Source organism: Scytonema sp. UIC 10036 (assembly GCF_009725235.1).
Genome location: NZ_WJFC01000059.1, coordinates 19,624 through 32,533 on the forward strand (window position 1 = coordinate 19,624; position 12,910 = coordinate 32,533).

The window sequence follows — 12,910 nt, forward strand, 5'->3', positions numbered from 1 at the left end:
GCTGACATAGGTTGAGTTGAGGACACAAAGCCCAACGTTCTGCAACTGCTGAGTTTTACAAAGCTCAACTCAACCTACACCCGTCTAAGCCGCGATCTGCTTGATTCAGCATGAGGGCACATTAGACGGATTTATATCCACCAGTTTGCATTCACGCAAGGAGAACGGAAGTGTTTACTAGATTTTTCTCGCAAGTTGCATTCATGAGTCTTTCCATATTCATAGCGCTCTCCATATTCGCAACTCTCCCCGTATTCGCAGCTTCAGCCAATGATTTATCTGCTGATACGTCTAAGGTAACGCTGGTATTCGACCGCGCCCTTCCTAATGTGCCTGGAAAGAGTGTCAAAAGCTTGCTGGTCGAATATGGACCAGGTGGCTCAACACCCCCACATACCCATGCAGCCTCAGCTTTTGTCTATGCAACAGTGCTGGAAGGTGCGATTCGTAGCAAAATCAATGATAGTCCGGAGCAGGTGTATCACGCTGGTGAGAACTTTTTTGAAGTACCTGGCGATCGTCATCGTGTTAGCGCAAATGCCAGTGACACTCAACCTATGCGTATGCTAGCCGTCTTTATCGTCGATACCAATGCAGAGAACCTGACCACACCGGACGACGAGTAAGACAGCTAAATCGATAAGAAAATCATCATCTGGGTCGCGTGCTAGGGGTCGCTATAGATAAAAAATACTACATCGGTTGGCGATCGCTAAAAATGATTTTGCACGATCGATTGCTCCACCAAACAACGCTTCCCCTACTCCCACACTGAAATCTGTACTGGCGTAGCCAATCAGCGCTGTGCTAATATTGAGTTGATTATACTTGCTGAAATGCAATGCAACTGGATGAAATTATTTGGAAAGACAAATTTGTTGAAAAACTAGCAGTTAAGCACAGTGTTACCACGGATGAAGTTGAGCAAATTTTATTTTCCAGACCTCATGTACGGAAAGCACAGAAAGGTCAAGTGAAAGGTGAAGATGTATATGTAGCTTATGGTCAGACTTACGGAGGCAGATATTTAGTTGTATTTTTGATTTATAAAAGGCAAATGTCAGCAGCATTGCCTATTTCAGCACGGGATATGACTACATCAGAACGGAGATATTATGAGCGACAAGCAGAAGCGGATTGACCCAATCCCCAATGAATTTTCAAGTTTAGAAGACGCAGCAGAATTCTGGGATACTCATGACACAACTGATTATTTAGATAACTTTGAGACTGTCCCTATAGAAGAAACTCAGTTAAAGCAGCGACACTTTGAAGTTGAAGTAGATATGGATTTGATGAAAGTGCTGTATGAGAAAGCACAACAGAAACAAGTGGGTATTCGTCAATTGGTGAACGAAATGCTCAGAGAGCAACTGCGTCACGTCGCCTAGTAATTCCTTCTCAAACGCCCAGACGCACTTTCTATCATTATAATACTGCTGGTCGCAAACAATGCTAGATTCCCTGTTTGCATAAGCCACACCAATTCTTGGTCATTTCCTTTGAGATGCGATAGCGTAAGCGCTAACGGCTAAAGCCGTATCGCTTCGGCGCAAGCTGTAGCCAGCTTATCGCCAATCGAAAAATTGACCGAGACTGCTCATGAGAGGTTAGGCAATATTTTGGGAACAATACACCTGATGTTTGCAGCCATTTTGTGGCTCGGTCAACAGCATGAGAGTGCCATTTCCCAAAAAACACCAGAAATATCCTCCTTCTCCCCTGCTTTCTAAGCTGCGGTGTACACACAAGTTGAAATTACCACCCTTAGTCCCCCCTTGGAAAGGGGGGAAACGCAAATTGAATTCCCTCCCCTTTCCAAGGGGAGGGTTAGGGTGGGGTAAAACTGACGCTCAAATCTTCATTCGTAAAATTTCAGACTTCTGTGTACATCATCAGCTTTCCCAGGGGGGTTGGGAGAATCGTATCGGTCAATTTATATTGATTCTTGCAGTTTTCTGCATTTTATGCATTAGCTTGATATTTATACCAGTACAAACTCATGCGGCTACTACAGAAGCCAATAATACAATTAACACGTTGCGCCAACAGCAACAAATGGTTGACCAACAGCGCCAAAGCTTTACTCAAGAACGCCAACGCTTGAATAATTTGCAAAACGCAGCACAAAATCGCCTCAACGGTTTGGAGCAAAACCTACAAACAACCGATGTTCAAATTCAAGATAGTGAATTGCGATTGCAAAGGGCGATTCAAAGGCTACAGCAACTACAAGCCGATCTAGCGACAGCTGAAGTTTCCTATCAGCAACGCCAGGAAGCAACAATTGCTCGTTTGCGCTTTCTCCAACGGAATCATTTGAACCAAGGATGGGGAGTTTTGCTGCAAAGCCAGGACTTGAATGATTTTTTAGATCGTCGCCGTCAGTTGAAGTTAGTTTATCAAGCCGATCGCCACGTTTTGGCTAAACTGACGAAAGAAGCAAATCGGCTGAACGCTCAAAAAACACAGGTAGAAGAGCAAAGAAATGAAATAAACTTGATTCGTCAGCAATTATACGCCCAAAAAGCTGATTATCAAACACAAGCACAGTTGCAGGGAGACTTAATCCAACGTTTGAGCAGCGATCGCTTAGCTCTATTAGCAGCAGAAAGTCAGCTTGAGAGAGATTCTCAGGCATTGGAGTCCTTAATTCAGAAAAAAGTTGCAGAAGAAGAAGAGAGACTGAAAACAAACAGCCGGAACAGCGTGATTATTCGTGGAACTGGTATTTTTGCTTATCCTAGTAATGGTTCTACAAGCAGTCCCTTTGGTTGGCGGACACATCCGGTGCTTGGGTATCGCCGCTTTCACGCTGGGTTAGATTTTGCTGCTAGCTATGGTAGTACCATTCGTGCTGCCGATTCGGGAACAGTCATTTTTGCTGGATGGTATGGTGGTTATGGTAAGGCTGTGATTGTTAACCACGGCAAAGGTATCACAACTCTTTACGGTCATAGTAGCGAGTTGTTTGTTTCGGAAGGACAAACAGTAGAGCGAGGACAAGCGATCGCGGCTGTGGGTTCTACGGGATTATCCACCGGACCCCACCTCCACTTTGAAGTGAGAAAAAATGGTACCCCAGTTAACCCCATGAATTTCCTTTGATTTGGGTTCGTAGTTGCGCTTCAGCGCATGCACCGCAACTACAAACCTTTCAACAATCTTAAATTAACTGCACAGTTAACATAAAAATGCTATATTAAGAAAAATCGTGGGCGTGTAGCTCAGTGGATAGAGCAACAGATTCCGGTTCTGTTGGTCGGGGGTTCAAATCCCTCCACGCTCGTTTTTACAATGACCAGTCATCATTTGCCACATTATTTGTCCTTCTTGACAAATCATTGTCTGCATAAACAAATTAAGTTTTGGTGCAATCGAGTAAAATGTTTTAGCACCAAATATTTGATGCGCTAACATCAGGTTAACGAATAGCACGTTAACGGTAATTGAACGGAGAAGGGTATGCGTACAACGCTTGATATCGAAGAAGATGTACTCCTTGCAGTCAAAGAAATAGCCCGCCACCGAGGTGCTTCAATTGGCAAAGTACTTTCGGATCTGGCGCGACAAGCTCTATCTCGACAAGATGCTGGAACGGCACGCAATGGTGTACCACTCTTTCCAATACAGCCCGGAGCAGGTGTCGTCACGCCAGAACTTGTCAACCAACTGCGCGATGAAACGCCATGACCACTTACCTTCTGGATGTAAATGTCTTGCTTGCCCTCTGCGATCCGATGCATATTCATCACGAAATTGCTCATAGGTGGTTCACTGTCAAAGGACAGCCCGCATGGGCTACTTGTCCAATTACAGAAAACGGTTTTGTTCGGATCGCCAGCCATCCCAACTACCCAAATCGGCCAGGAGATGTCCCGGCTGTATTACTTATCTTGCGTCAATTTTGTGTAATGGCAGGTCATCACTTCTGGAGTGAAGATTTGAGCATTCGCGAGTTGCTTCAACCCAATTTGCTTATTCCCCATTCCCAAATCACTAATGTTTTTTTACTGGGTCTTGCTGTTGGTTCTAGAATGCCAAAAAGCTGGTAATTTCTTGTAAAATACTGTAAAAATGGTAACTTCCCTACTTAAATTTTAACCATCAAAAATCAAGCAGTTTGATGGACAATTTCAAAAAGAATAATGCCTAAGCGATTCATTCCCATTGTCCACAGTGTTAAGAATGATTAAATAGCTGAAATAATCTTTAAGAAAAGCCACTAAAATTCTATAAATAAAATCTAATTTTGTCGAAAAATAAATCCATTAGTTAGGTCGAAACTGTGGCGAAAAAGAAATCTCTGTATGCTGAGTTAACACATCGAAGTTACTCTCGTCAAAAAGATGATTCTGGTAATCGTATACCTCAATTAAGGCGAGGAATAGAAGCTCAATTGCCATTTCATCCATTTCTAGAAGATTGGGGTTTTTACTATCAATCTTTCTTCCATAGCGCAGTTAATCAATTACAAAAAGGTCAAACTGAAGACCAAATAGAAAAAGAATTTCAAAAACGATTTGGGATTGAATGGGCATGGGCTGATTCCTTAGCAACTGATGCTAAGTCAACATATGACCAATTGGTAACAGCTAGAGAGAATCGAATTTTAGAACTGAGTAAAGATATAGAAAGTGGGTGGAAAGCTGTATCCGAAGGAATAGAAGATTTAGAAAATAGATTAAAAAATCCGACGCGTCAAAATTTCCAGGGATTTGAGAAGAAATTACTGGGACTTGAGTCTAAAACATCTAGGCTAATACGCAAGCAAGGCGATTTAGATAGATTGCTATCACAAAAAAGGTTGCATATCTGTTTTGGAGGAGTAAAGTTATTTAATAGCCAGCATCATTTAGAAGCCAATAATTATAAATCTCATGACGAATGGAAATCTGATTGGGAAAAATATCGGAGTGGCAATTTTTATTCAATTGGGAAAGGAAGAACACCTGGGAATAATAGAGTTGCCGGAATATTTTATCAGGGGGATGACAACTTTACTGTTCGTTTTGCTGTTCCGGGTTTCTTAAGAGAAGATTATGGTCAATATGTTTATTTAACGTTTGAAGTCACAGGGCAACGTAAACATGACTTGTTATATGCTTTAGAATCTAATAAACCAGTTACAGTTCAATGCTTTAGACGTGAGCATAAATCCGACCAATGGTACATCCACCTGACAACTTATGTACAAGATGTGCCCAGAATCAGTAGCTTACAAAATGGTTGTATTGGCATTGATTTAAATGCAGAAACTATTGACATTATTTATGTAAAACGCGATGGCAACCCCGCACGCACATCTGGTAAGCAGATCATCTTAAGTTTTCCCATCCCAACAGGCACAACTGGCCAAAATCAAGCGGCTCTCAGAGATATTGTTTGTGAAATAGTTAAATTAGCATCCATCTATCAATGTCCGATCGCCTGCGAAAATTTAGATTTCTCACTCAAGAAAGCTCAACTACGTCATAGTGGTTCAAAACACTATAACAGAATGCTTTCAAGCTTTATATATGACAAATTTCGGAGTTTTTTAGTTGTCAGAGCCGAAAAATCTGGAATAGAAGTCAAATTTGTGAGTCCATATATGACCAGTGTCATTGGAATGGTCAAATATATGGCGAAATATGGTTTAAACAGCGCTTCGGCGGCGGCAATGGTTATTGCTCGTAGGGCTTTGGGTTTTAAAGAGTATATCCCCCACTTGTGGTTAAAAACGCTTTCTCCATTTTTTGAACCAGAGGATTCAAAGGATGGAGGCTTTGGGGGAGGATGGGGGAAAATTTCATACTGGTTAAAAATTTATTCTATCCGTAGACCCCGATTGTTTCAACCTGATACCGTGTTGCGGTTCCTACTGGATTCCTTGACTGTGGCTAGTCCTAAAAAACCTAGACGTAGAAGGGGAAAAGTTACTGCAATTTCTACAAGTGTAGAAACAGCTTGAAGCTTTTGTTACGTTACAAAGGGGGTTTCACCGATACGGCTCGCCTCCGGCACTGAGAAGCTACTGAATATACCAGTTATGAGTAGATTTTTTCAGGTTATTTGTAGGTGTTCATAAAGGCGGTAAGTTAGCTACTTTCGACCAACGGATTTTCACCTCTGCTATTCAGGCAGGTAGCGAAGCGTTGGAGTCTATTGTTCCGTGAGAATCAGCAGTAGACTCTAATAATTTAAAGTGAAATTTTACCATCTGGAAAATAGCTTTGCAGGTAGTTCAACACCAATCGTTTAGTTTCTGCTACTAGCCGTTGGCTGAATGGTTCCTCTTGGCTCAGCGATAACCACAAGAGTGTACCGATCGCTTTCACCAGTACAAATGCCATTGTCTCACAATCAGCACGCTCTAAATTTGAGTCGCGCTGAGATAAGGCAGTTGCTAAATCCTGAATGAGTATAGCATCGCCTGCGCTTTCAATTTCTTCCAGTTCTGGCATGGTTCCTTGCACCTGCATATAGATTGCATGATAGCCAGGATAATCGGTAAAGAATCGATCCACTGCATCAATGACCCGGTCAACATAGGTTGATAAAGGCAGATTTACCATTTCAGGGGTATGTAGCTCCACAAAGTGTTGGTGCAGCCGCTCGTTGTAGCGCGTCGCTAAGGCTTGCAAAATTGCCCCCTTGTCAGGAAAAAACTGGTAGAGCGAACCGATCGCTACTTTAGCACCAGATGCGATCGCGTTTGTTGTGGTGGCATTGTATCCCTCTGCAATAAACATCTGTTCAGCCACATCTAAAATCTGGTTCACCCGTTCTTGGCTGCGAGCTTGTCTTGGTTGTCGCCGCATTCCAGACGGCTTTGATGAGTTCGCTGTCATTTATATATTCTTCCTTGACAAAACGTGAGTATCGCTCATATTATCAAAACATGAGCGATACTCATATTTTAGAGAAATTGATGTCGCTTGGAAAACTTTGTCTGGGAGAAAATTGTTATGAGTCAGGATTTGCTCACACTATCCAGCCCCGCAGCAAACCGAGTGCTTGCAGAGTACAGTGAAGATCCGTTGGGATTTATGACTCGATGTGCTCGTGAATTCGGGGAGATTGTCCCATTTCGCATTGAGGATCGGCTAATCTGTTTGCTCACCAACCCTATGCATATCACTGAAGTTTTGAAAGATCCGCTCTTGTTCATCAAAGCAAAAGACTTACAGATTTTGCATGGTTTGCTTGGCAATGGCTTAATCACCTCTGAAGGGGATTTTTGGCAACGACAGAGACGGCTGACTCAACCAGTGTTTTATCACCAACGTATTAATAGTTACGGAGCCGTGATGGTGGACTATACGAAACAAATGTTGCAAACTTGGTGCGAGGGTGAAGTTCGCGATGTACATGATGACATGATGCGTCTCACGCTCAATATCGTCATGAAAACAATTTTCAATCGGGATGTGACAGATGGTGAAGCTAGTTATGTGGCTCATGCTTTAGATGAAGCTATGAATTGGTTTGTATACCAAATGAATAACTCTTTAGTGGAGGAACAAGATAGTAATGTCGATAGGCGATACCAAGACGCGATCGCGCTTCTTGACGACACGATTTACGCTATGCTTAAGCACCGTCGTTCCAGTGGTGAAGAAGGCGAGGATTTGCTAGGGATGTTAATGCAAGTCCAGGATGCAGACGATGGCAGTCGCATGAGCGATCGGCAGCTGCGCGATGAAGTGGCATCGTTAATGTTGGCAGGACACGAAACCACTGCAAACTCCCTGTCCTGGACATGGATGCTGCTCGCTCAACATCCTGAAGTCCAAGCGAAACTCAAACAAGAGTTGAAAATGGCATTAGATGGACGCACTCCAACCGTCTCATCTCTGTCCCAATTGCCTTACACCCACATGATTATCAAAGAGGCGATGCGACTTTACCCACCAGTTACTGATGTGAGTCGGGAAGCAACCAGAGATTGTGAAATTGGTGGATACTTTATCCCGAAAGGTTGCACGCTGATTGCAAGCCAATGGGTTATGCATCGAGATCCGCGTTACTTCCAACATCCAGAGGTGTTTAACCCAGAGCGATGGGAGAACGATCTGGAGAAGCAATTGCCACGCGGTGTTTATTTTCCCTTTGGGGATGGTCCGCGCATCTGTATAGGTAAGAGTTTTGCTCTTATGGAGGCAGTTTTGATTCTAACAACGATCGCTCAAGCGTTTGAATTAGAGCTTGTGCCAGATCGAGCGATTGAACTTCAGCCCTCAATCACTTTGCGTCCCAAACACGGCATTCAAGTGGTACTGAAAAAAGCCTAGACCGTGAAAATTCACTAACGCTCGATCTTCCGTTTTTTTATATCGAGCGTTTGAAATCCTATTGTTTAAGCTCACATCTTAACTAATTACGATCTGCCCAAATTTCATGAAGTGCTGCTACATCGGATTTCGCTTCTTGCGCTACAAGTTTTATCCCTGGATTGTACTGCTTGTCGCGCCGCTCAAATTGCTTACTTCATCAGGCGTTAACCGCACACACGAAATAATTCGCTGCTTAATAGCAATGAGCAAAATTGATTTTGCTAGTTTTTACGGATTAATCAACGATTTGTTATGGTGAGGTAGCTTGTGTTTTTTACAAATGATTTAGGAGCGCTATAGCAGTCTTAAATTATTCGTGAAAAATTTTAAGTACTGTAGGTAGGGCTAAAGCCCACCTAGCTCTGTCAAGGTAGATAAAAACTTCAGGAAATCAATAACCCTCTCACCTCTCACCTCTGCGTACTCTGCGCCTCTGCGGTTAAATAAATGATTTTTGAACCGCAGAGTACGCAGAGAACACAGAGAGAGAAGATGAGAAATTGCCACCTGAATCAAAATTTTATTTCTAAATTCATTTCCCTTGAGACAAGGAACTTTGATTAATTTTTCAGTGTAAATGCTATTACGTATGAGTTCATATATATTTATTATTTATACAAGAATTAATACAGTGAAAAAATGATAAGAATTTCTTGTCGCAATATGAGAGCGATCGTTCAATGGTTTGGAACCGTCATGCTTGTAGCTATAAGCATTCAGTATATTCACTGTCAAATAAAGCATTTTTCTAAGTTAACATATAGCCTGATATATAACTCATTACATCACAAGCCTGAGTTGCTTTGAAAAATGAATATTAAAAAACTTTTGGTAATAATTCAGTGCTGGGATTTGCACCAACATCGTCTTCTTTGGACGCAAACTGCTAAAACTAAAAAATTAGGAAATCGAAGCCTACATTTTGGCTTTATTGCAGTTGCACCCGATGGCAATAAATTAGTAACACTGTCCCATAAGGTTGAGAGAAAAATTGCCATTTGGGATGCTAAAACTGGTTTACAACAAGGAAGTTTGGGTATTCCTGGCGACTGGGTTATGTCGGCGCAATTTGTTGACAACCATGTCATGGTTCTGGTTTCTGAAAGTAAGGAAAGTACGTTTTTGTGCCGCATCAACATTGAAACCAAACAAATGTTAGACACCACTCAAATTCATCTAGAAGACTTGCGTTCTGTCAGTATTGCAGAAAACGGTCAAACCGTTTTAGCTGCCTTCAATTGCTCGTTACAATCCATTAACATCGCCTCAAAGACAGTCGAGGACACATACAATGGATGCGTGAGGTTCTATGTATGCGCCCTTTCACATGATGGACGTTATGCGATCGCTGGAGATTCTAGCGGTGGAGTTCACCTGTTAGCTAGGGCTTAATCTGTTGGAATACAAGCCTCACATTAAGTAAATTATATTGTTGGGTATCTTTTAACTTAGATCGTACAAAATAGCCAGCAATTGCTGATAAAAACTCTCTTGTAGTCTAAAAGACGCATTACGCATTCCGTCTACCAACTCCTGTAACAAAGAGACAGATGGACGTGCGTGGCGTACCCATGCACTTAGGATATCTGGAATTGTTAGATAGGAAATGCCTAAAGTCCGAGCTACCGTACAAGCACCTTCATCACTTGAAAGAAACACAGCTGTTAGAGCATCTCTCTGGGCTAAAACTAAACAAGCAGCCTCACCACTACCAATGCCATAGGTATTCCTTAATTCTTCCCTTCTTGGAAGCTCTTTTAACTTTAAAGGTTCAATAAAAAGGCTCCCCGCCTGAATGTAAAGCTTAAGTTGAGTAGCGTTTTCTAAACGAGCTTGAAAACGCTCTCCTTTAAGTCCTGGTAAAGTTTGAGCTTGACGACGAGCATAACGTATGCCTGTAGCCAATTCACTCAAATTTTCATCTGATGAATTGAGAGGAAGATTGTCCTCATCTTGGTTGTACACCTCACAAGGAAAACTTGCTCGTGAAGCGTTGAGAGCCTCCAGCAAGATATTAATTCCTTGAGGATGAGCAAAAGCAAATACTCTCAACACCACTGTATCGAGAACAAAGTTAGACATAAACCTCTTCGGATTCTTCAGTATCGTCTCCGTAGAGCCTGTCTTCTAGTTCAATATCGCTGATTCTTAACATCTCAGCTACCCGCCTTAGAGAAAGAAGATTTTTTGATAAGGCACGATAGCCTAGTTCCAAAAAAATTCTTGGTAAGCGTTTTTCAAGTGGCAATGGGCGTGATTCTAACTCATAAAGAGATGGAGAGTACCCTAATGATTTAGCGATCGCAATTGGTTTCACGCTATTTTTAAACGTTTCTATAGGAGCGCCTAATTTCCGATCTGCTTCTAGTCGATAAATAGTAGCTTGATAGCTAACTCCAAAGTAGCAGGCAATATGAATGACTTCTTCAGGTTTCTTGACTGTCTTAATTCCTAAAACTTCTAGTCGCTCTTGTAATCCTTCCTGGGGAATTAAAAAGTAGGACGCAAATCGATGTGCAAAATTTTCTAACAAGTTTGTTTTCTCTGAATCACGACAAAGAATTGCTGGACGATCCCAGTGAAAAAGGTTGTGAGCAATTTCGTGACATAGCGTGAAGGAAAAACAACTAGAAGCCCGGTCTTCGTTAAACACTACAACTGCTCCTAGTTGTGGATGCAAAAAGAAAAGACCAGAGAGATCCGTTTTATCCTTTCCTAGGGAAACAGCAAAAACTTGATAGCCTTGTGCTTCAAGAAATTCCTTTACATTAAGCAATGGAGCAATTCCCAAATTATAGTAACGGCGTACTTTTTGAGCAAATTCTGCTACCTCATAGTCAGTGTAATTTTCCTTGGGAAGAGCAGGAAACGTGGGATGTCGCTTACCTGGAAAAGGTGTTTCGGTAAGGCGGTAAAGTTCCTCCAAATCATGAATTTGCTGGATTAGCTTTATAAGTCCGGTCTTGCCTGTAGTAGAGAAATGACTCCCTAGTGTCCGCAGTACAGTTTCCCAATCTGGCTGCTGGGGATACTGGTTAGATGCGCTAACATCTGCAAAAAAGTAGGTCACAGGGATACCGTACAGACGAGCGATTCGATCCAGAGTCAGTGCCTCGATTCTCCGCTTACCACCTTCATACTGACTGAGTGCAGCATTCGTAATACCTAATGATTGAGCCGCTTCACCTTGGGCAAACCCTGCTATTTCACGAGCTAGCCGCAGTCGTTCTCCTAAACAAATCTCTGGTGAGGGACGGTCATTAGAATTCAGCACAAACATCACCTCAAAAGTTGTAAAATTTAACAAATTGTTATTTTTTGATTTCCACTACTATTATTTTAACATTGGGAAGATTTTTTCGCTTTTCGACTAAAGCCAGCATGCTTACCGGAAATCCGATAAATGACTGCTTGTCCAGTGGTGCAGCAAAGGTATTGTTTCAGCCAGAGATGTGAGGAAAGATGAATAACCACGTTTGATGACGTTCAATTTTTGCGGTGCAAGATATAAATCTAGCAACTTTACAAACCATCAACCGTAAGAATGACTTTGCCGCTTGTTTCACGATTGAGGATAGCAGTGTGAGCAAAAGCCGCATCCTTTAAGGAAAAGGTTGGATTGAATACTGGGTGCAACTTGCCTTCGAGCGACCAGGTAAAAAGTTGCTGTAGCGATGTATTGAACTGCTCGGGGTGTTGTTCGATCCAAACATCGACGGCGAAGCCTGTAATGGACTGGTTCTTAAACAAAATACCTTTCATTTGCTCGGAGGTAAAAACTGGGAACTCTCCGGATAACCAACCATATGTTACAAATCGTCCTCCGGTAGCAATGCAGTACAAGTTGCTACTGACCATTGATGCTCCCACCGAATCCAGAATTATATCCACTCCTTGACCTTGCGTTGCTGTTAACACTTCCTGCGACCAGTTCGGATCTGTATAGTTGACTGCACAATCAACACCAATCTCGTACAGACGAGAACGCTTTTTCTCACTGCTTGCTGTACCGATGACTAATCCTGCGCCCATAAGTTTGGCAATTTGGACTGCCATGTTACCAACTCCACCAGCTGCTGCATGGACGAGCACACTCTCTCCGCTTTTAAGGCGTCCCGCTCCATTCAGTAAGAAGAATGCTGATAGACCTTGAACAAGCAGTGCTAAGGCAGTGCGATCGCTAATTCCATCAGGAAGTGGTACGAGTTGTTGTCTGGGAACGACAGCATATTCAGCGTAACCACCAGCAAAAGCAGTTATAGCAGCAACACGACTGCCAATCAAAGTGTTGGAAACTCCTTCACCAACGTCTGCTACAATACCAGCAACTTCCATACCGGGGATATAAGGAGTGGGAAGCTGACGGGGATAAGAGCCTTGGTGCTGCATGATGTCCACAAAATTCACCCCAGCTGCTTTTACCTTTAAAAGCACTTCACCCGGTTTTGGTATCGGTTTGGCAACATTTTGCAATTGTAGAACACTAGGATTACCACGCTCTGACACAACGATCGCTTTCATTGAAAACTCCTTAGATTTGGACATCTGGTGGTGAAGAAAGTCATGACGCACTTGCTCCGAGGGATCGCTCA

At 42.5% G+C, this 12,910-nt stretch carries 14 protein-coding genes and 1 tRNA gene; 10 read left to right on the forward strand and 5 right to left on the reverse strand.

Annotated features, from left to right (window positions below; translation table 11 throughout):
• The first annotated feature begins 170 nt into the window (after nt 1-170).
• Nucleotides 171-626 (forward strand): cupin domain-containing protein, encoded by a 456-nt coding sequence (locus F7734_RS25940; RefSeq protein ID WP_166482150.1) that lies wholly within the window; start codon nt 171-173, stop codon nt 624-626.
• 51 nt (nt 627-677) lie between these two features.
• On the opposite strand, the gene F7734_RS25945 is transcribed toward F7734_RS25940, so the two are convergent.
• On the reverse strand, nt 678-842 hold the full coding sequence (locus F7734_RS25945) for a hypothetical protein (protein WP_155747513.1): 165 nt from the start codon (nt 840-842) through the stop codon (nt 678-680).
• Between F7734_RS25945 and F7734_RS25950 the strand changes: the two genes are divergently transcribed.
• The 7 genes from F7734_RS25950 (at nt 842) to F7734_RS66265 (ending at nt 5,953) form a co-directional block, all read left to right on the forward strand.
• Complete coding sequence (locus F7734_RS25950) at nt 842-1,141, forward strand: BrnT family toxin (RefSeq protein WP_155747514.1); 300 nt, start codon at nt 842-844, stop codon at nt 1,139-1,141. The genes F7734_RS25945 and F7734_RS25950 overlap by 1 nt on opposite strands.
• On the forward strand, nt 1,116-1,391 hold the full coding sequence (locus tag F7734_RS25955; protein ID WP_155747515.1) for a CopG family antitoxin: 276 nt from the start codon (nt 1,116-1,118) through the stop codon (nt 1,389-1,391). Before F7734_RS25950 ends, F7734_RS25955 begins: the two co-directional genes overlap by 26 nt.
• A 535-nt stretch (nt 1,392-1,926) precedes the next feature.
• A complete protein-coding gene (locus F7734_RS25965) occupies nt 1,927-3,108 on the forward strand; it encodes a M23 family metallopeptidase (RefSeq protein WP_166482157.1) in 1,182 nt (393 codons plus the stop codon).
• Nucleotides 3,109-3,216: 108 nt separating this feature from the next.
• Nucleotides 3,217-3,289 (forward strand) — tRNA-Arg (locus F7734_RS25970).
• A 176-nt stretch (nt 3,290-3,465) separates the two neighbouring features.
• Nucleotides 3,466-3,693, forward strand: coding sequence for a CopG family transcriptional regulator (locus F7734_RS25975; protein ID WP_155747517.1), 228 nt, complete (start codon nt 3,466-3,468; stop codon nt 3,691-3,693).
• Nucleotides 3,690-4,055, forward strand: a complete 366-nt coding sequence (locus tag F7734_RS25980; protein ID WP_155747518.1) for a VapC toxin family PIN domain ribonuclease — start codon at nt 3,690-3,692, stop codon at nt 4,053-4,055. The genes F7734_RS25975 and F7734_RS25980 overlap by 4 nt, the downstream gene beginning before the upstream one ends.
• Nucleotides 4,056-4,288: 233 nt before the next feature.
• Nucleotides 4,289-5,953 (forward strand): IS200/IS605 family accessory protein TnpB-related protein, encoded by a 1,665-nt coding sequence (locus F7734_RS66265; RefSeq protein ID WP_155747519.1) that lies wholly within the window; start codon nt 4,289-4,291, stop codon nt 5,951-5,953.
• A 229-nt stretch (nt 5,954-6,182) separates the two neighbouring features.
• Here F7734_RS66265 and F7734_RS25990 read toward each other — a convergent pair whose 3' ends face one another.
• A complete protein-coding gene (locus tag F7734_RS25990) occupies nt 6,183-6,833 on the reverse strand; it encodes a TetR/AcrR family transcriptional regulator (protein ID WP_155747520.1) in 651 nt (216 codons plus the stop codon).
• Between the two features lie 117 nt (nt 6,834-6,950).
• Between F7734_RS25990 and F7734_RS25995 the strand changes: the two genes are divergently transcribed.
• Together F7734_RS25995 and F7734_RS26000 are read left to right on the forward strand one after the other, a co-directional pair.
• Complete coding sequence (locus F7734_RS25995; RefSeq protein ID WP_155747521.1) at nt 6,951-8,276, forward strand: cytochrome P450; 1,326 nt, start codon at nt 6,951-6,953, stop codon at nt 8,274-8,276.
• 852 nt (nt 8,277-9,128) lie between these two features.
• Nucleotides 9,129-9,710: a WD40 repeat domain-containing protein gene (locus F7734_RS26000; protein ID WP_155747522.1), complete on the forward strand. Its 582-nt coding sequence runs from the start codon at nt 9,129-9,131 to the stop codon at nt 9,708-9,710.
• Between the two features lie 51 nt (nt 9,711-9,761).
• Here the strand turns inward: F7734_RS26000 and F7734_RS26005 are convergent, their stop codons facing one another.
• The 3 genes from F7734_RS26005 to F7734_RS26015 all read right to left on the reverse strand — a co-directional run bounded on the left by F7734_RS26005 (nt 9,762) and on the right by F7734_RS26015 (nt 12,839).
• The gene (locus F7734_RS26005) at nt 9,762-10,400 is read right to left on the reverse strand and encodes a hypothetical protein (RefSeq protein ID WP_155747523.1); all 639 of its coding nucleotides are present in this window, start codon (nt 10,398-10,400) and stop codon (nt 9,762-9,764) included.
• Nucleotides 10,393-11,625, reverse strand: coding sequence for an XRE family transcriptional regulator (locus F7734_RS26010; RefSeq protein ID WP_243147089.1), 1,233 nt, complete (start codon nt 11,623-11,625; stop codon nt 10,393-10,395). Before F7734_RS26010 ends, F7734_RS26005 begins: the two co-directional genes overlap by 8 nt.
• Nucleotides 11,626-11,840: 215 nt before the next feature.
• A complete protein-coding gene (locus F7734_RS26015; protein WP_166482151.1) occupies nt 11,841-12,839 on the reverse strand; it encodes a zinc-binding dehydrogenase in 999 nt (332 codons plus the stop codon).
• Nucleotides 12,840-12,910 lie beyond the last annotated feature (71 nt).

What these genes read in the sequence shown, in the direction of transcription:
- F7734_RS26000 (WP_155747522.1), top strand. Translation starts at nt 9,129, where the DNA reads ATGAATATTAAAAAACTTTTGGTAATAATTCAGTGCTGGGATTTGCAC.
- F7734_RS26005 (WP_155747523.1), bottom strand. Translation starts at nt 10,400, where the DNA reads ATGTCTAACTTTGTTCTCGATACAGTGGTGTTGAGAGTATTTGCTTTT.
- F7734_RS25950 (WP_155747514.1), top strand. Translation starts at nt 842, where the DNA reads ATGCAACTGGATGAAATTATTTGGAAAGACAAATTTGTTGAAAAACTA.
- F7734_RS26015 (WP_166482151.1), bottom strand. Translation starts at nt 12,839, where the DNA reads ATGAAAGCGATCGTTGTGTCAGAGCGTGGTAATCCTAGTGTTCTACAA.
- F7734_RS25980 (WP_155747518.1), top strand. Translation starts at nt 3,690, where the DNA reads ATGACCACTTACCTTCTGGATGTAAATGTCTTGCTTGCCCTCTGCGAT.
- F7734_RS25990 (WP_155747520.1), bottom strand. Translation starts at nt 6,833, where the DNA reads ATGACAGCGAACTCATCAAAGCCGTCTGGAATGCGGCGACAACCAAGA.
- F7734_RS25955 (WP_155747515.1), top strand. Translation starts at nt 1,116, where the DNA reads ATGAGCGACAAGCAGAAGCGGATTGACCCAATCCCCAATGAATTTTCA.
- F7734_RS25995 (WP_155747521.1), top strand. Translation starts at nt 6,951, where the DNA reads ATGAGTCAGGATTTGCTCACACTATCCAGCCCCGCAGCAAACCGAGTG.
- F7734_RS25975 (WP_155747517.1), top strand. Translation starts at nt 3,466, where the DNA reads ATGCGTACAACGCTTGATATCGAAGAAGATGTACTCCTTGCAGTCAAA.